Raw genomic sequence first — 18,343 nt, 5'->3', positions numbered from 1 at the left:
GAAAAAAGCCCGCACCTGAACAGTGCGGGCTTTTTTTTCGACCGGAGATTAAGGGGTAAACCATGCGAGTGTTGAAGTTCGGCGGTACATCAGTGGCAAATGCGGAGCGTTTTCTGCGTGTTGCCGATATCCTGGAAAGTAATGCCAGGCAGGGGCAGGTGGCCACCGTGCTTTCTGCCCCGGCGAAAATTACTAACCATCTGGTGGCAATGATCGAAAAAACGATCGGCGGCCAGGATGCGATTCCGAACATTAGCGACGCCGAGCGTATCTTCGCCGACCTGCTGCAAGGGCTGGCGGATGCGCAACCGGGCTTTCCACTCGCACAATTAAAAGCTTTTGTTGAACAAGAGTTCGCGCAGATCAAACACGTTCTGCATGGTATCAGCCTGCTCGGCCAGTGCCCGGACAGCATTAACGCGGCGTTAATTTGCCGTGGTGAGAAACTCTCCATCGCCATCATGGCGGGGTTACTGGAAGCGCGCGGTCATAAAGTCAGCGTTATCGATCCGGTTGAGAAATTGCTCGCGGTCGGCCATTACCTTGAATCAACGGTCGATATCGCTGAATCTACTCGCCGTATCGCCGCCAGCCGTATTCCTGCGGATCATATGGTGCTGATGGCTGGTTTCACCGCCGGGAATGAAAAGGGTGAACTGGTGGTGCTTGGGCGTAACGGTTCCGACTATTCTGCTGCCGTACTCGCGGCCTGTCTGCGCGCAGATTGTTGTGAGATCTGGACCGATGTCGACGGCGTTTATACTTGCGACCCGCGCCAGGTGCCAGACGCCAGGTTGCTCAAGTCGATGTCGTACCAGGAAGCCATGGAGCTTTCCTACTTCGGCGCCAAAGTTCTTCACCCCCGTACCATCACCCCCATCGCACAGTTTCAAATTCCTTGCCTGATCAAAAACACCGGCAACCCGCAAGCACCGGGTACGCTGATTGGCGCGACCTCTGATGAAGATGGTCTGCCGGTAAAAGGCATTTCGAATCTGAATAACATGGCGATGTTCAGCGTCTCCGGTCCGGGGATGAAGGGCATGGTCGGCATGGCGGCACGTGTGTTTGCCGCGATGTCGCGCAACGGCATTTCCGTTGTGCTGATCACCCAGTCGTCCTCGGAATACAGCATCAGCTTCTGTGTGCCGCAATCCGATTGCGCCCGTGCCCAGCGTGCCATGAGCGAAGAGTTCTATCTGGAATTGAAAGAAGGCCTGCTGGAACCGCTGGCGGTAATGGAGCGTCTGGCGATCATCTCTGTTGTCGGCGACGGTATGCGCACATTGCGCGGGATTTCGGCGAAGTTTTTTGCGGCGCTGGCGCGCGCAAATATTAATATTGTGGCGATTGCTCAGGGCTCCTCCGAACGCTCGATCTCCGTAGTCGTTAGCAACGATGATGCCACCACTGGCGTGCGCGTCACGCACCAGATGCTGTTTAACACCGACCAGGTGATAGAGGTGTTTGTGATTGGCGTCGGCGGTGTCGGCGGTGCGCTGCTGGAACAGCTTAAGCGCCAGCAAACATGGCTGAAAAACAAACATATTGATCTGCGTGTTTGTGGTGTGGCGAACTCGAAAGCGCTGCTGACTAATGTTCACGGCCTGAATCTGGATAACTGGCAAGCGGAAATGGCACAAGCCAAAGAGCCGTTTAACCTGGGCCGCCTGATTCGCCTGGTGAAAGAGTATCACCTGCTGAACCCGGTGATTGTTGACTGTACTTCCAGCCAGGCGGTGGCTGACCAGTATGCGGATTTCCTGCGGGAAGGTTTCCACGTTGTGACGCCGAACAAAAAAGCCAACACCTCATCGCTGGATTATTACCACCAGTTGCGTCGCGCGGCGGAAAAATCGCGGCGTAAATTCCTGTACGACACTAACGTTGGTGCGGGCTTGCCGGTGATTGAAAACCTGCAAAACCTGCTGAACGCCGGGGACGAGCTGCAGCATTTCTCCGGTATTCTTTCCGGTTCCTTGTCGTTTATTTTCGGCAAGCTGGATGAAGGGGTGAGCCTGTCGGCGGCAACGCATCTTGCTCGTGAAATGGGCTACACCGAGCCGGATCCGCGGGATGATCTCTCCGGTATGGATGTGGCGCGTAAGCTGCTGATTCTGGCGCGCGAAACCGGTCGTGAACTGGAGTTGTCGGATATCGTCATCGAACCGGTGTTGCCGGCGAGTTTTGACGATTCAGGCGATGTTGAGAGTTTTATGGCGCGTCTGCCGGAGCTGGATGATGATTTTGCCGCACGAGTCGCAAAAGCGCGCGATGAAGGTAAGGTGCTGCGTTATGTCGGCAACATTGAAGAAGATGGCACTTGCCGGGTGAAAATCGCGGCTGTTGATGGCAACGATCCGCTGTTCAAAGTGAAAAACGGCGAGAACGCGCTGGCGTTCTACAGCCACTATTACCAGCCGTTACCGCTGGTGCTGCGCGGATATGGCGCGGGTAATGATGTGACGGCAGCGGGCGTGTTCGCCGACCTGCTGCGCACCCTGTCCTGGAAGTTAGGAGTCTGAGATGGTGAAGGTGTATGCTCCGGCCTCCAGTGCCAATATGAGCGTGGGTTTTGATGTGCTCGGCGCGGCGGTTACGCCTGTGGATGGCACATTGTTGGGCGATAATGTCAGTGTGGAAGCAGCCGATCATTTCAGCCTGAAGAATGTGGGCCGCTTCGCCAGTAAATTACCGACTGAGCCGAAAGAAAATATCGTTTATCAGTGCTGGGAACTGTTTTGTCAGGAGATCGGCAAGCAGGTTCCCGTCGCGATGACGCTGGAAAAAAACATGCCGATAGGCTCGGGGCTCGGCTCCAGCGCTTGTTCGGTGGTCGCGGCGCTGGTCGCCATGAATGAGTTCTGCGGTAAGCCGCTGAACGAAACACGCATGCTGGCGCTGATGGGCGAGCTGGAAGGGCGTATTTCCGGTAGCGTGCATTACGATAACGTCGCGCCTTGCTACCTCGGCGGCATGCAATTGATGATCGAGGAAAGCGGCATTATCAGCCAGCAGGTGCCAGGCTTTGATGAGTGGCTGTGGGTTTTGGCGTATCCAGGCATTAAAGTCTCGACAGCCGAAGCGCGCGCGATCCTGCCAGCGCAATATCGCCGCCAGGATTGCATTGCTCATGGTCGCCACCTGGCGGGCTTTATCCATGCTTGCTACAGCCGTCAGCCTGCGCTGGCAGCAAAATTAATGAAAGATGTGATTGCCGAACCGTACCGCATGAAATTGCTGCCGGGGTTTGCGGAAGCACGTAAAGCAGTGGCGGATATTGGCGCGCTGGCCTGCGGGATCTCGGGTTCCGGACCAACGCTGTTTGCCTTGTGCGACAAGCCGGATACCGCTCAGCGCGTTGCCGACTGGCTCGGCAAGCACTATCTGCAAAATCAGGAAGGCTTCGTTCATATTTGCCGGCTGGACACGGCGGGCGCTCGCGTAGTGGGATAACCAATGAAACTTTACAACTTAAAAGATCATAACGAACAGGTCAGCTTTGCGCAGGCCGTCACCCAGGGGCTTGGCAAAAATCAGGGGCTGTTCTTCCCGCACGATCTGCCGGAATTTAACCTGACCGAGGTCGATGAGATGCTGGCGCAGGATTTCGTCACCCGCAGTGCGAAAATCCTTGCGGCGTTTATTGGCGATGAAATTCCTGAGGATGCGCTGGAAGCCCGCGTGCGTGCCGCGTTTGCTTTCCCTGCGCCGGTAAAACCGGTGGAGAGCGACGTTGGCTGCCTGGAGCTTTTCCACGGACCTACGCTGGCGTTTAAAGATTTCGGCGGGCGTTTTATGGCGCAAATGCTGAGTGCTATCAGCGGCGACAAACCGGTGACCATTCTGACGGCGACGTCTGGCGATACGGGCGCTGCGGTGGCACATGCCTTCTACGGAATGAAGAACGTGCGTGTGGTGATCCTCTATCCGCAGGGCAAAATCAGCCCGCTGCAGGAAAAACTGTTCTGTACATTGGGCGGTAATATCGAAACTGTCGCTATCGATGCGGATTTCGATGCCTGCCAGGCACTGGTTAAACAGGCATTCGATGATGAAGAGCTGAAAACGGTACTGGGCTTGAACTCGGCAAACTCGATCAACATCAGCCGTCTGCTGGCACAGATTTGTTATTACTTTGAAGCGGTTGCACAACTGCCGCAGGAAGCACGCAATCAACTGGTGGTTTCCGTGCCGAGCGGTAACTTCGGTGATCTGACCGCCGGTTTGCTGGCGAAATCTCTGGGGCTGCCGATCAAGCGTTTTATCGCCGCCACCAACGCCAATGACACGGTTCCGCGCTTCTTGAAAGAGGGGCAATGGCAGCCTAAAGCGACGCAGGCGACATTGTCGAATGCGATGGATGTGAGCCAGCCGAATAACTGGCCGCGTGTTGAAGAGTTGTTCCGTCGTAAGATCTGGCGCTTAAACGAGTTGGGTTATGCAGCGGTGGATGACGAAACCACGAAAGCCACGATCCGCGAGTTGAAAGGCAAGGGCTACATTTCTGAACCGCATGCTGCCATCGCTTACCGTGCGCTGCGCGATCAACTGCAACCGGGCGAGTACGGCCTGTTCCTCGGCACCGCGCATCCGGCGAAGTTCAAAGAGAGTGTTGAGGAGATTCTGGGAGAAACCTTGCCGCTGCCAAAAGAGCTGGCCGATCGCGCCGACTTACCACTGCTTTCGCATCAGTTGCCTGCGGATTTCTCCGCCCTGCGTCAGTTGATGATGAGCAAAGCGTAATGTCTCTGTTTCCCCTGCCTGCTGGCAGGGGAAACATAACGCTTACTGCTCGTGACGCTTAAACACCATTTCGTCCTGCGCGGACGCTTCTTCATCAAAGAAATACCCTTCGCTATCAAACCCCGCTAACTGCTCCGGTTTCGTCAAACGCTGCTCAATGATGTAGCGGCTCATCAACCCACGCGCTTTTTTGGCGTAGAAGCTGATGACCTTAAACTTGCCATTCTTCTCATCAAGGAACACAGGTTTGATTACCCTGGCTTTCAGTTTCTGGGTTTTGACCGAGCGGAAATATTCGTCGGAGGCCAGATTGATAACAATATCGTCGCCCTGGGCGGGAATGGCGTCGTTGAGTTTGTGGGTAATGATATCGCCCCAGAATTGATACAGATCCTTACCTTTGGCGTTCTCCAGCCGGATGCCCATCTCCAGCCGGTAAGGTTGCATCAGATCCAGCGGGCGCAGCACGCCGTATAACCCGGAAAGCATGCGCAGATGCTGCTGCGCAAAGTCGAAATCCGCCTCGCTGAAGGTTTCCGCCTGCAGACCGGTGTAGACGTCGCCTTTGAAGGCCAGAATCGCCTGGCGCGCATTTTCCGGGGTGAAATCAGGTTGCCAGTCGTGAAAGCGGGTCGCGTTAAGATCGGCGAGCTTATCGCTGATGCCCATCAGCGCTTTGATTTGCGGCGCAGAAAGTTTTCGCGCGGTCTTAATCAATTGCTGGGCGTGATCCAGCAGTTCCGGCTGGGTGAAGCGCGTGGTCGCCAGCGGGCTTTGGTAATCGAGTGTTTTAGCAGGTGAAATCAAAATCAGCATACTCAGTCCTTGCTGTGCGAGAAATTTCCGCTGACTTTAGCAAAAAAACCAACAGACTTGATCGATAGTTGCGATTAGCGCTACGAACGGGGAATGTCATCCCAGCTCCCCGGCGCCAGCTGGCGTTTGATCTCCGGGTAGCGCTTCGGATCAAAGACCGGCATGACGCCAAGTTTACGCTGGCGCTGGTAATCACGCGCCAGCAGTCTCACTACTGGCGAAAGCAACAGGATCGCGGTCAGGTTGGTAATAGCCATCAACGCCATCATCACGTCGGCGACGTGCCAGATTATCGGCAGGCTGAAAAACGAGCCCATTAGCACCATCAGCAAAACAGCTGTGCGCAGTAACCAGATATTCCTTGCGCTATTACGGCGCAAAAAGATCAGGTTGTTTTCCGCGTAGGTGTAGTTCGCCACAATCGACGTAAATGCAAACAGCGCCACGATGGCGGCAACGAACCCCGCGCCCCAGCTTCCTGTCAGCGACACCATCGCCTGCTGCATCAATTGTGTTCCGCCGATCGCGCCTGTAGCTGGCGCATTTCCCGCGAGCAGCAGAATAAACGCGCTGGCGGTACAGACCAGAAAAGTATCTGTCACGACGCCAATCATCTGCACAAAACCCTGGGCGACAGGGTGTGGTGGCCATGATGCGGCAGTGGCGGCGGCGTTGGGGGACGATCCCATACCCGCTTCATTCGCGAGCATGCTACGTTGAAAACCGCTGGTGATGGCCTGGCTAAGGGTGTAAGCCATGGTTCCGGTTGCCGCTTCCTGCCAGCCAAAAGCGCTTTTGACAATGTTCACAAGAACCGCAGGCAGCAGATTGGCATGCCACAGGCTGACGCCAAAACTCACGACAATCCAGGCCAGTGCCATTACCGGCACCATCCACTGCATCAAGCGCGCAACGTTGTTAAGCCCTTTGAGCATGAACAGAAAAGCACACGCAGCAAGCACGATCCCACTGATAAACCCGGGCACGTTCCACGCATAACGCGCGGCTTGTGCCATCGCCGTGGATTGAATGGTGTTAAACACCAGACCGTAGGTGAGCAACAGAAAGATGGAGAACAGCACACCCATCCAGCGCATGCCCAGCCCGCGTTCCATATACCATGCCGGACCGCCGCGCAGCTGCTGATTGTCATCACGCTCTTTGTACAATTGCGCCAGCGAACATTCGGCAAAGCTAATGACCATGCCAATAATGGCGGAAACCCACATCCAGAAAATCGCTCCAGGGCCGCCGGTGGTCAGTGCAAACGCCACGCCCGCCAGGTTACCGCTGCCGAGCCTTGTCGCAAGGCTCAGGCATAACGCCTGATACGACGAGAGCGCACCAGGCTGTGCAACTCGGCTGCTTTTCAGACTTTGGCCAAAATCGCGAATGAAACGGAAGGGGACAAACCGGCTGCGGAAAGCAAACCAGATACCTGCCGCCGCCAGCAGGTAAACCATCAATGAACCCCAAAGGATTTCACTGATGAATGAGAAAAATTCAGGCATTAACATTCCTCTTGTTGATGCCGGGGGGGGCCTGGGGCGTGGCTACAGGAGTGTATGCATCACTTCGCAGGCAATTAATTAAGTGAGTTTACCATACAATTTTCAGAGCATTGTCTGCGGTTGCGCTGGCAAGGCGTCGTGTTATCATCATGGGCAGACCGGTTACATCCCCCTAACAAGTATACTCGTCATACTTCTCGTTCAGGTGCGCTGGCTGCGTTAATGCGCCAGGCGCAGCAACGCGTCGTCGGTCTTAGCGTGGAGTATTAGGGTATCGTTTAAAGAGAAATATTATCATGACGGATAAATTGACCTCCCTGCGTCAGTACACCACAGTCGTGGCTGATACCGGAGATATCGCGGCAATGAAGCTGTACCAGCCGCAGGATGCAACAACTAACCCTTCTCTGATTCTTGGGGCTGCCCAAATCCCTGAATACCGCAAACTGATTGACGACGCCGTGACCTGGGCGCGTAGCCAGAGCAGCGATCGTGCGCAGCAGGTTGTTGATGCAACAGACCGACTGGCAGTGAATATCGGTCTGGAAATCCTCAAACTGATCCCTGGCCGTATCTCCACCGAAGTGGATGCGCGTCTCTCTTACGACACCGACGCGTCTATCGCGAAAGCAAAACGCCTGATCAAAATGTACAACGATGCGGGTATCAGCAACGATCGTATCCTGATCAAGCTGGCGTCCACCTGGCAGGGCATCCGCGCTGCAGAACAGCTGGAAAAAGAAGGTATCAACTGTAACCTGACGCTGCTGTTCTCCTTTGCACAGGCGCGCGCATGTGCTGAAGCGGGCGTGTTCCTGATCTCTCCGTTCGTTGGCCGTATTCTCGACTGGTACAAAGCCAATACCGACAAGAAAGAGTACGCACCGGCAGAAGATCCGGGTGTGGTTTCCGTTACGGAAATATACCAGTACTACAAACAGCACGGTTACGAAACCGTGGTAATGGGCGCAAGTTTCCGTAACACCGGCGAAATTATTGAACTGGCGGGCTGCGACCGTCTGACCATCGCGCCGGCACTGCTGAAAGAGCTGTCTGAAAGCGCGGGCACCATTGAACGTAAACTCGCTTACACCGGCGAAGTGAAAGCGCGTCCTGAGCGCATCACCGAAGCGGAATTCCTGTGGCAGCACAACCAGGATCCGATGGCGGTTGATAAACTGGCGGACGGTATCCGTAAGTTTGCCGTTGACCAGGAAAAACTGGAAAAAATGATCGGCGATCTGCTGTAATCACAAGGCGTGGCCGGGTTCCCGGTCACGCTTCTTCTCTCTGCTCTGTTTGCCTTTCCCCTCAGCGTGTATCATTTCGTTAAATTGTTTTTTTGCACGGAATGAATATGGACACACTACGCATTGGTTTAGTTTCGGTTTCCGATCGCGCCTCCAGCGGCGTTTATCAGGACAAAGGTTTGCCCGCACTGGAAGCGTGGCTGGCGAGCGCCCTGACAACCCCTTTTCAGATTGAAACTCGCCTGATCCCGGATGAGCAAAGCATTATCGAACAAACCCTGTGCGAGCTGGTGGATGAAATGAGTTGCCATCTGGTGCTGACCACTGGCGGAACCGGGCCTGCGCGCCGCGATGTAACGCCGGATGCAACGCTGGCGGTAGCCGATCGCGAAATGCCCGGGTTTGGCGAACAGATGCGGCAAATCAGCCTCAATTTTGTGCCGACCGCGATCCTTTCCCGCCAGGTCGGTGTGATCCGCAAGCAGGCGCTGATCCTCAATTTGCCCGGCCAGCCGAAATCGATAAAAGAGACACTGGAAGGGCTTAAAGATGAAGATGGTACAGTGAAAGTGCCGGGTATTTTTGCCAGTGTACCGTATTGTGTACAGTTGCTGGACGGCCCATACGTCGAGACAGATCCGCAAGTTGTAGCATCTTTTAGGCCTAAGAGCGCGAGGCGTGAAGTTTTATCCTAAAAAAGATTCTTTTCTGAGATAAGCAGTGCCGTCTATGGAGTGTTAATTTATTTACGGTATAGTAATTTTTAATTTACAGTATCCGTAATAATTAAATTAACACTTCCTCTTTACAAACGGTTTGCTATGTCAACTTATACACGCCCTCTGAACAGACAAGACTATAAAACGCTGACGCTAGCCGCGCTGGGTGGCGCGCTGGAGTTTTATGATTTCATCATTTTCGTCTTCTTTGCCGCCGTTGTCGGTGAACTCTTTTTCCCTGCTGATATCCCGGAATGGCTGCGCCAGGTGCAGACCTTTGGCATTTTTGCCGCAGGTTACTTGGCTCGTCCGCTCGGCGGCATTGTGATGGCGCACTTTGGCGATTTGGTCGGGCGCAAGAAGATGTTTACGCTCAGTATCCTGCTAATGGCGCTGCCGACGCTGGCGATTGGTTTGCTGCCGACCTATGCCTCGATGGGCATTGTTGCGCCGTTGCTGCTGCTGTTAATGCGTGTGCTGCAAGGCGCGGCGATTGGTGGTGAAGTGCCTGGCGCCTGGGTTTTTGTGGCCGAACATGTTCCGGCTCGCCGCATTGGTATTGCCTGTGGGACGTTAACCGCGGGGCTGACGGTAGGCATTTTGCTCGGCTCTGTAGTCGCCACGCTGGTGAACACCAGCATGACGCAGCAGGCTATTCACGATGGCGGCTGGCGTATTCCGTTCCTGTTGGGCGGGGCGTTTGGTCTGGTGGCCATGTACTTGCGTCGCTGGTTAGAGGAAACGCCGATTTTCCTTGAGCTCCAGCAGCGAAAAGCGTTGGCGCAGGAGTTGCCGGTCAAATCCGTGGTAATGAAACATAAAAAAGCGGTGGTGGTTTCGATGCTGCTGACCTGGCTGTTGTCCGCCGGGATTGTGGTGGTGATCCTGATGTCGCCGGTTTGGCTACAAAAACAGTATGGTTTCGCGCCAGCGCTGACGCTGCAGGCGAACAGTATCGCCACTGTGATGCTCTGTTTGGGTTGTCTTGCTGCCGGACTGCTGGTGGACAAATTTGGTGCCAGTCGTACTTTTATTGTTGGCAGCATTCTGCTGGCCTGTTCCAGCTGGTTTTTCTATCACCTGGTCGGCAGCCACCCTGAGCAGCTGTTTCTTTTGTATGGCGTAGTGGGGCTGTGCGTTGGCGTGGTGGGCGCGGTGCCCTACGTAATGGTGCGCGCCTTCCCGGCAGAGGTGCGTTTCACCGGTATTTCATTCTCGTATAACGTGTCGTATGCCATTTTCGGTGGACTGACGCCGATTGCCGTTACGATGCTGATGGGCGTTTCGCCGATGGCTCCCGCATGGTATGTGCTGGCGCTGTCGCTGCTTGGCCTGGGATTGGGGATTTTGCTGCGTCAGGATCTTCATTACCAGGATAACGTGACTGAAGGCGCGGTACAGCAATCATAAAAAAACGGAGCCAAATGGCTCCGTTTTGTTTTATCCATAGAAATTAGTGCTTCTCGCCAATTGGCAGCACAGTGCGTTCGAACTGTTCGTTCAGCACTTCGCCCATCGCCAGATAGATTGCGCTGGCACCACATACCAGACCGATCCAGCCTGCAACGTGAACAATGCCTTCGTTATCAGCCAGGTGGCCAATTGCCAGCAGCGCGAACAGCACCGTCAGACTCAGGAAGACGAATTGCAGTGCGCGTGCGCCTTTCAGCGTGCCGAAGAACATAAACAGTGTGAATACGCCCCAGATGCCTAAATAAACGCCCAGGAAATGGCCGTTGGTTGCTTCTGCCAGCCCCATTTTCGGGAACAGCAGAATCGCTACCAGCGTCAACCAGAAAGAGCCGTAGGAGGTGAACGCAGTTAAACCGAAGGTGTTGCCTTTTTTATACTCAAGCAGACCGGCAAAAATTTGTGCGATACCACCATAGAAAATGCCCATCGCCAGGATAATGACATCCATCGGGAACAAACCAATATTGTGCAGGTTAAGCAGAATAGTGGTCATGCCGAAGCCCATTAAGCCCAGCGGAGCCGGATTAGCCAACTTAGTGTTGCCCATAATTCCTCAAAATAAATCAATATGAAAAGGGAAAATGAAAGCCCCGCGTCGGTATTGAGGAGGCGGGGCGCGGCATCATAAATAGCGCCATTGAACCTGTCTATGATCTGAACAGGTGTAAATTAAAAAATTTTTTACCGCTCCCCCTTGATGCGCGAGCTTGCGACCCCATCTTGTAGTCAACCGCAGTGTGTGAGCCTGAAAAAAAACAATACAGGGTAGTTGAAACCGCACGTTTCGCCCTTATTACAGGTTCACAACCACATGATGACGAATTTTTAGTGGAGACGTTTAGATGGGTAAAATTATTGGTATCGACCTTGGGACAACCAACTCTTGTGTAGCCATTATGGATGGCGCTCAGGCTCGTGTGCTGGAGAACGCCGAAGGCGATCGCACCACGCCTTCTATTATCGCTTATACACAGGATGGCGAAACTCTGGTAGGTCAGCCGGCTAAACGTCAGGCAGTGACGAACCCGCAAAACACTTTGTTTGCGATCAAACGCCTGATTGGCCGTCGCTTCCAGGACGAGGAAGTCCAGCGTGACGAATCTATCATGCCGTACAAAATCATCGCAGCCGACAACGGCGATGCGTGGATTGATGTAAAAGGCACCAAAATGGCGCCGCCGCAGATTTCTGCGGAAGTGCTGAAAAAAATGAAGAAAACCGCTGAAGATTACCTGGGTGAACCGGTAACTGAAGCTGTTATCACCGTTCCGGCTTACTTTAACGATGCGCAGCGTCAGGCAACCAAAGACGCCGGTCGTATCGCAGGTCTGGAAGTTAAACGTATTATCAACGAACCGACAGCGGCAGCGCTGGCGTACGGTCTGGATAAAGAAACCGGCAACCGTACTATCGCGGTATATGACCTGGGTGGCGGTACTTTCGATATCTCTATCATCGAAATCGATGAAGTTGATGGCGAAAAAACCTTCGAAGTTCTGGCAACCAACGGTGATACCCACCTGGGTGGTGAAGACTTCGACAGCCGTCTGATCAACTACCTGGTAGAAGAGTTCAAGAAAGATCAGGGTATTGATCTGCGTAACGATCCGCTGGCGATGCAGCGTCTGAAAGAAGCGGCAGAAAAAGCGAAAATTGAGCTCTCTTCCGCGCAGCAGACTGACGTGAACCTGCCGTATATCACTGCAGATGCGACCGGCCCGAAACACATGAACATCAAAGTGACTCGCGCGAAACTGGAAAGCCTGGTTGAAGACCTGGTTAACCGTTCCATCGAGCCGCTGAAAGTTGCGCTGCAGGATGCGGGTCTGTCCGTATCTGACATCAACGACGTGATCCTGGTCGGTGGCCAGACGCGTATGCCGATGGTGCAGAAAAAAGTGGCCGAGTTCTTCGGTAAAGAGCCGCGTAAAGACGTTAACCCGGACGAAGCCGTTGCTATCGGTGCTGCGGTGCAGGGCGGTGTTCTGACTGGTGAAGTGAAAGACGTTCTGCTGCTGGACGTTACCCCGCTGTCGCTGGGTATCGAAACCATGGGCGGCGTGATGACTGCGCTGATCAACAAAAACACCACTATCCCGACCAAGCACAGCCAGGTGTTCTCTACTGCGGAAGACAACCAGTCTGCGGTAACCATCCATGTGCTGCAGGGTGAGCGTAAACGTGCGTCTGATAACAAATCGCTGGGTCAGTTCAACCTCGATGGTATCAACCCGGCACCGCGCGGTATGCCGCAGATTGAAGTTACCTTCGACATCGACGCCGATGGTATTTTGCACGTGTCTGCAAAAGACAAAAATACCAACCGCGAGCAGAAGATCACCATCAAGGCTTCTTCTGGTCTGAACGAAGATGAAATCCAGAAAATGGTACGCGATGCTGAAGCAAACGCTGAAGCTGACCGTAAATTTGAAGAACTGGTGCAGACCCGTAACCAGGCAGACCATCTGCTGCACAGCACCCGTAAGCAGGTTGAAGAAGCAGGCGATAAACTGCCGGCGGAAGACAAAACTGCTATCGACGCTGCGCTGAGCGAGCTGGAAACGGCGCTGAAAGGCGAAGACAAGGCTGACATCGAAGCGAAAATGCAGGCGCTGGCGCAGGCTTCCCAGAAACTGCTGGAAATCGCACAGCAACAGCACGCGCAACAGCAGGCGGGGGCTGATGCTTCTGCGAACAACGCGAAAGACGACGATGTTGTTGATGCCGAGTTTGAAGAAGTAAAAGACAAAAAATAATCGCCCTGATGCAGGGTAGATAACCAGCACGGGCGTCGGGGTTTTCTCCACGCCCGTGCTCGTATGTTAAGGGGCAGATAAACCGATGGCGAAGCAAGACTATTACGAGATTTTAGGCGTTCCGAAAACAGCGGAAGAGCGTGAAATCAAAAAGGCGTACAAACGCCTGGCCATGAAATATCACCCGGACCGCAACCAGGGCGATAAAGAGGCCGAAGCCAAATTCAAAGAAATTAAAGAAGCCTACGAAGTCCTGACCGATGCCCAAAAACGTGCGGCTTACGATCAGTACGGTCATGCGGCGTTTGAACAAGGCGGCATGGGCGGTGGTGGGTTCGGCGGCGGCGGTTTTGGCGGCGGCGCGGACTTCAGCGATATTTTCGGCGACGTGTTTGGCGATATTTTCGGCGGTGGCCGTGGTCGTCAGCGCGCGGCGCGCGGCGCGGATTTGCGCTACAACATGGATTTGACGCTGGAAGAAGCCGTTCGCGGCGTCACGAAAGAGATCCGTATTCCTACGCTTGAAGAGTGCGACGTGTGCCACGGCAGCGGCGCGAAAGCGGGTACGCAGCCGCAGACCTGTCCGACCTGTCACGGTTCTGGCCAGGTACAGATGCGCCAGGGCTTTTTTGCCGTGCAGCAGACCTGTCCGCACTGTCAGGGCCGGGGTACGCTGATTAAAGATCCATGCAACAAATGTCACGGTCATGGCCGCGTCGAAAAATCCAAAACCCTGTCCGTTAAAATCCCGGCAGGCGTGGATACCGGCGATCGCATTCGTCTGAGTGGTGAAGGCGAAGCGGGTGAACACGGTGCACCGGCAGGTGATCTGTACGTTCAGGTGCAAGTAAAACAGCACCCGATCTTTGAACGTGAAGGCAACAACTTGTACTGCGAAGTGCCGATCAACTTTGCCATGGCGGCGCTGGGCGGTGAAATCGAAGTGCCGACGCTGGATGGTCGCGTGAAGCTGAAAGTACCGACCGAAACCCAGACGGGCAAACTGTTCCGTATGCGCGGCAAAGGGGTGAAATCCGTTCGCGGCGGCGCACAGGGCGATTTGCTGTGTCGCGTGGTTGTAGAAACGCCGGTCGGCCTGAACGACAAGCAGAAACAGCTGCTGAAAGATCTGCAGGATAGCTTTGGCGGCCCGACAGGCGAAAATAATAGCCCGCGCTCCAAGAGCTTCTTCGACGGCGTGAAGAAATTCTTTGACGATTTAACCCGTTAAGCCTTCTTCATGATGCGTTATCAGGCCCGGCTTCTGCCGGGCTTTTTTTATCCGCTTTTCAATTGCTCGGAAAAAGAGAGTTTATCAGCAACAATAATCTGATTTTGTCGAGGATTAGAGCGGAGTAAGATAGCCGCCACGACGTTACAGGGATCGGAGAACAAGATGAAATTATTGCAACGCTTCTTTAGCAGCGATGCCTCGGGTGGCATTGTGCTGATCATTGCGGCGGCGCTGGCGATGCTCTGCGCCAACCTCGGTGCTACGCAGGATTTATACAGCTCTTTTCTGCAAACACCTGTTGAGCTGAAAGTCGGCTCGCTGGAGATCAAAAAAGATATGCTGCTGTGGATCAACGATGCGTTGATGGCAATCTTTTTCCTGATGGTCGGTCTGGAGGTGAAATATGAACTGGTTCAGGGCACGCTCGCCAGCCGCCAGCAGGCTGTATTCCCGGTAATTGCTGCACTCGGCGGCATGGTGGCTCCGGCGCTGATCTTTTTGCTGTTTAACCACGATAACCCCCTGGCGAGCCATGGTTGGGCCATTCCAACCGCAACCGATATCGCCTTTGCTCTCGGGGTGCTGGCGTTATTAGGCAACCAGGTTCCGCCCGTGCTGAAAGTGTTTTTGATGGCGCTGGCGATCATTGATGATCTGGGCGCGATTATTATTATCGCGTTGTTCTATACCAGCGACCTCTCAACACTGGCGCTGGGCGTTGCCGCTGGCGCGATTGTTGTCCTTGCTATCATGAATGCGTTGAATATCCGACGTATTGGCCTTTACATGCTGGTCGGCGTTGTCTTGTGGACAGCGGTGCTGAAATCCGGTGTGCATGCGACCCTCGCGGGTGTGGTTGTCGGTTTCTTTGTCCCACTGCGTGAAGAAAAAGGTGTCTCTCCGCTCCATCAACTTGTGGACGCGATTAACCCGTGGGTTGGCTGGCTGATCCTGCCGTTGTTCGCGTTTGCGAACGCGGGTGTTTCATTACATGGAATGTCGCTGTCCGGGCTGGGAGATGTGTTGCCGTTGGGCATTATTGCCGGTCTTGTTATTGGCAAACCGCTTGGGATCTCGCTGTTTTGCTGGCTGGCGCTGCGTTTGAAACTGGCGAGGTTACCGCAAGGCGCAGTGTTCAAACAGATTATGGCGGTCGGCGTGCTGTGCGGTATCGGCTTTACCATGTCGATATTTATCTCTTCGCTGGCCTTTGGCGACGCGCATGCGGAGATGGTTGCCTGGAGCAAGCTTGGGATCCTGACGGGTTCGATTCTCTCTGCGGTAACCGGTTATTGTCTGCTGCGTACACGCATTATCCGTACCTGACGGCGAGCAGGACAAAGGGCGATGTCGTACATAAATTACAATCATCTCTATTACTTCTGGCATGTCTATCGGGAAGGCTCCGTCGTTGGTGCGGCGGAGGCGCTCTTCCTGACGCCACAAACTATCACCGGGCAGATCAAAGCGCTCGAAGATCGCTTACAGGGCAAGCTTTTCAAGCGTAAAGGAAGGGGACTGGAACCCACCGAGCTGGGCGCGCTGGTTTTCCGTTACGCCGACAAAATGTTTACCCTGAGCCAGGAGATGCTCGACATCATTAACTACCGCAAAGAGTCGAACCTGCTGTTTGATGTCGGCGTCGCCGATGCGCTCTCGAAAAGGCTGGTAAGCGGTATTCTCGATGCGGTTGTACAGGAAGGGGAGCAGATTCACTTACGCTGTTTTGAATCTACCCATGAATTGCTGCTGGAACAGTTGAGCCAGCATAAGCTTGATATGATTATCTCCGACTGTCCTATCGATTCCACGCAGCAGGAAGGGCTGTTTTCAGTAAAAATTGGCGAGTGTAGCGTCAGTTTCTGGTGCAGTGATTCGACGCTCAAAAAACCGTTTCCGGCTTGCCTGGAAGAAAGACGCCTGTTAATACCTGGTCGACGTTCAATGCTTGGTCGTAAGCTGCTGAATTGGTTTAACGCGCAGGGATTGCAGGTAGAAATATTGGGTGAGTTTGATGATGCGGCCCTGATGAAAGCCTTTGGCGCGGCGCATAACGCCATTTTTGTTGCACCGACGTTATATGCGGATGACTTCTATGCTGACGATCGCATGGTAGAAATCGGTCGGGTGGAAAACGTGATGGAGGAGTACCACGCCATTTTCGCAGAACGGATGATTCAGCATCCGGCGGTACAACGCATCTGCAATCGGGATTACGCCGCGCTTTTTACGCCAGCGCAGAAATAAAAAAACCCGCCGAAGCGGGTTTTTTCACAAAGCCAACAACGTAGCGATTAAGCCAGTTTGTTGATCTGCGCGGTCAGGTTAGCCTTATGACGCGCTGCTTTGTTTTTGTGGATCAGACCTTTAGCGGCCTGACGATCCACGATCGGTTGCATTTCGTTAAATGCATTCTGCGCAGCGGCTTTGTCGCCAGCTTCAATTGCTGCGTATACTTTCTTGATGAAAGTACGCATCATTGAACGGCGGCTAGCGTTGTGCTTGCGAGCCTTTTCAGACTGAACGGCGCGCTTCTTAGCTGATTTGATATTAGCCAAGGTCCAACTCCCAAATATGATCTATATGGACAATTCAAAGGCCGGGGAATATGCCCTTTTCGCCTTCTTTTGTCAATGGATTTGTGCAAATAAGCGCCGTTAAAGTACAACGCTCGTTACGTATTGATGGCGCAGGATTCTAACAGCTTGCGTGTCGCGAATACAGCTTTTCCGCCAGAAAAATCGTTATCTAAGGCAGATTTTCATGGCACAGGTAGACAGCCTGATGAAATCCTTCCCCTTTCTGCGTTGTTAAGGCAATCGTCGGTTAACGTCGCCCGCTGTACAAGGTATAATCCGACGATTTTCACTGTTTTGAGCCAGACATGAAGCTGATACGCGGCATACATAATCTCAGCCAGGCACCGCATGGGTGTGTGCTGACTATTGGTAATTTCGATGGTGTGCATCGTGGCCATCAGGCGCTATTGCAAGGGCTTGGCGCCGAAGGGCGCGCCCTTGGCCTGCCGGTGGTCGTGATGATTTTTGAGCCGCAGCCGCTGGAATTGTTCGCCGGGGAAAAAGCCCCTGCGCGGCTGACCCGCCTGCGTGAAAAGCTGCGTTTGCTGGCCGATTGCGGTGTGGACTACGTACTCTGCGTGCGCTTCGATCGCCGTTTTGCGGCGCTCACCGCACAAACGTTTGTCAGCGATTTGCTGGTTGAACGCCTTGGAGTGAAATTCCTCGCAGTCGGCGATGATTTCCGTTTTGGCGCTGGTCGCCAGGGGGATTTCTTGTTATTACAGAAGGCCGGTGAAAAGTATGGTTTCAGCGTCACCAGCACGCAAACTTTCTGCCAGGGCGGCGTGCGTGTTAGCAGCACGGCAGTGCGTCAGGCGCTGGCGGAAGATAACCTGGAACTGGCTGCAAATTTACTGGGTCACCCCTTTACCATTTCCGGGCGCGTTGTGCACGGTGATGAACTGGGGCGCACCATTGGTTTCCCGACGGCGAATTTACCGCTGCGCCGTCAGGTCTCCCCGGTCAAAGGGGTATATGCGGTCGAAGTGGCTGGACTGGGCGATGCTGTCCTTCCCGGCGTTGCCAATATTGGTACTCGCCCAACGGTCGCGGGTGTGCGCCAGCAGCTGGAAGTGCATTTGCTTGACGTTGTAATGGACCTCTACGGGCGCCATATAGATGTAGTACTGCGTAAAAAATTACGCAACGAACAGCGATTTGCCTCGCTTGACGAACTGAAAGCGCAAATCGCCCGAGATGAGGTAGCGGCCCGCGACTTTTTTGGGCTATCTAAACCGGCTTCTTAAGGCCTGGTGGTA

15 protein-coding genes and 1 other annotated feature (1 of these 16 cut by a window edge) are annotated in these 18,343 nt (G+C 54.0%); of the genes, 11 read left to right on the top strand and 4 right to left on the bottom strand.

Translation table 11 applies throughout. The features are described 5' to 3' along the window. Positions 1 to 39, top strand: a sequence feature (Thr leader region); it begins 79 nt to the left of the window's first position. Positions 40 to 62: 23 nt separating this feature from the next. The 3 genes from thrA to thrC are packed head-to-tail and all read left to right on the top strand — an operon-like array spanning position 63 to position 4,746. Continuing rightward, positions 63 to 2,525 carry a bifunctional aspartate kinase/homoserine dehydrogenase I gene (gene thrA, locus O3S68_RS19555; protein WP_020456486.1) on the top strand — a complete coding sequence of 821 codons (2,463 nt, stop codon included), beginning with the start codon at positions 63 to 65 and terminating at the stop codon, positions 2,523 to 2,525. 1 nt (position 2,526) lies between these two features. Beyond that, positions 2,527 to 3,456 carry a homoserine kinase gene (gene thrB, locus O3S68_RS19550; protein ID WP_269232259.1) on the top strand — a complete coding sequence of 310 codons (930 nt, stop codon included), beginning with the start codon at positions 2,527 to 2,529 and terminating at the stop codon, positions 3,454 to 3,456. Positions 3,457 to 3,459: 3 nt separating this feature from the next. Then, entirely contained in the window at positions 3,460 to 4,746 is a 1,287-nt protein-coding gene (gene thrC, locus O3S68_RS19545; RefSeq protein WP_269232258.1) for a threonine synthase, read from the top strand. A 42-nt stretch (positions 4,747 to 4,788) separates the two neighbouring features. Here thrC and yaaA read toward each other — a convergent pair whose 3' ends face one another. Next, entirely contained in the window at positions 4,789 to 5,562 is a 774-nt protein-coding gene (yaaA, locus tag O3S68_RS19540) for a peroxide stress protein YaaA (RefSeq protein WP_269232257.1), read from the bottom strand. Between the two features lie 80 nt (positions 5,563 to 5,642). After that, the gene (locus tag O3S68_RS19535; RefSeq protein ID WP_269232256.1) at positions 5,643 to 7,073 is read right to left on the bottom strand and encodes an alanine/glycine:cation symporter family protein; all 1,431 of its coding nucleotides are present in this window, start codon (positions 7,071 to 7,073) and stop codon (positions 5,643 to 5,645) included. Positions 7,074 to 7,369: 296 nt separating this feature from the next. Here O3S68_RS19535 and tal point away from each other — a divergent pair, with 296 nt between their 5' ends. The 3 genes from tal (at position 7,370) to O3S68_RS19520 (ending at position 10,452) form a co-directional block, all read left to right on the top strand. Continuing rightward, positions 7,370 to 8,323, top strand: a complete 954-nt coding sequence (gene tal / locus O3S68_RS19530; protein ID WP_017457867.1) for a transaldolase — start codon at positions 7,370 to 7,372, stop codon at positions 8,321 to 8,323. Between the two features lie 107 nt (positions 8,324 to 8,430). Next, a complete protein-coding gene (gene mog / locus O3S68_RS19525) occupies positions 8,431 to 9,018 on the top strand; it encodes a molybdopterin adenylyltransferase (protein WP_269232255.1) in 588 nt (195 codons plus the stop codon). A gap of 126 nt (positions 9,019 to 9,144) precedes the next feature. After that, positions 9,145 to 10,452, top strand: a complete 1,308-nt coding sequence (locus O3S68_RS19520) for an MFS transporter (protein WP_269232254.1) — start codon at positions 9,145 to 9,147, stop codon at positions 10,450 to 10,452. 43 nt (positions 10,453 to 10,495) lie between these two features. Here O3S68_RS19520 and satP read toward each other — a convergent pair whose 3' ends face one another. Beyond that, entirely contained in the window at positions 10,496 to 11,062 is a 567-nt protein-coding gene (gene satP, locus O3S68_RS19515) for an acetate uptake transporter (protein ID WP_020456493.1), read from the bottom strand. 295 nt (positions 11,063 to 11,357) lie between these two features. Between satP and dnaK the strand changes: the two genes are divergently transcribed. From dnaK to nhaR, 4 genes are all read left to right on the top strand, one after another. Further along, positions 11,358 to 13,271 carry a molecular chaperone DnaK gene (gene dnaK / locus O3S68_RS19510; RefSeq protein ID WP_097406957.1) on the top strand — a complete coding sequence of 638 codons (1,914 nt, stop codon included), beginning with the start codon at positions 11,358 to 11,360 and terminating at the stop codon, positions 13,269 to 13,271. Positions 13,272 to 13,356: 85 nt separating this feature from the next. After that, on the top strand, positions 13,357 to 14,502 hold the full coding sequence (dnaJ, locus tag O3S68_RS19505; RefSeq protein ID WP_017457872.1) for a molecular chaperone DnaJ: 1,146 nt from the start codon (positions 13,357 to 13,359) through the stop codon (positions 14,500 to 14,502). Between the two features lie 165 nt (positions 14,503 to 14,667). After that, a complete protein-coding gene (gene nhaA / locus O3S68_RS19500) occupies positions 14,668 to 15,831 on the top strand; it encodes a Na+/H+ antiporter NhaA (protein ID WP_269232253.1) in 1,164 nt (387 codons plus the stop codon). A 21-nt stretch (positions 15,832 to 15,852) separates the two neighbouring features. After that, positions 15,853 to 16,752 (top strand): transcriptional activator NhaR, encoded by a 900-nt coding sequence (gene nhaR / locus O3S68_RS19495; RefSeq protein ID WP_269232252.1) that lies wholly within the window; start codon positions 15,853 to 15,855, stop codon positions 16,750 to 16,752. A 47-nt stretch (positions 16,753 to 16,799) separates the two neighbouring features. On the opposite strand, the gene rpsT is transcribed toward nhaR, so the two are convergent. Further along, positions 16,800 to 17,063: a 30S ribosomal protein S20 gene (rpsT, locus tag O3S68_RS19490; protein ID WP_003856458.1), complete on the bottom strand. Its 264-nt coding sequence runs from the start codon at positions 17,061 to 17,063 to the stop codon at positions 16,800 to 16,802. Between the two features lie 326 nt (positions 17,064 to 17,389). Between rpsT and ribF the strand changes: the two genes are divergently transcribed. Then, positions 17,390 to 18,331, top strand: a complete 942-nt coding sequence (gene ribF, locus O3S68_RS19485) for a bifunctional riboflavin kinase/FAD synthetase (RefSeq protein ID WP_269232251.1) — start codon at positions 17,390 to 17,392, stop codon at positions 18,329 to 18,331. The last annotated feature ends 12 nt before the right edge of the window (positions 18,332 to 18,343 follow it).

This window comes from Kosakonia sp. SOY2, from assembly GCF_027109175.1.
Lineage (GTDB): Bacteria > Pseudomonadota > Gammaproteobacteria > Enterobacterales > Enterobacteriaceae > Kosakonia.
This window is presented reverse-complemented; position numbering and strand designations above follow the sequence as displayed.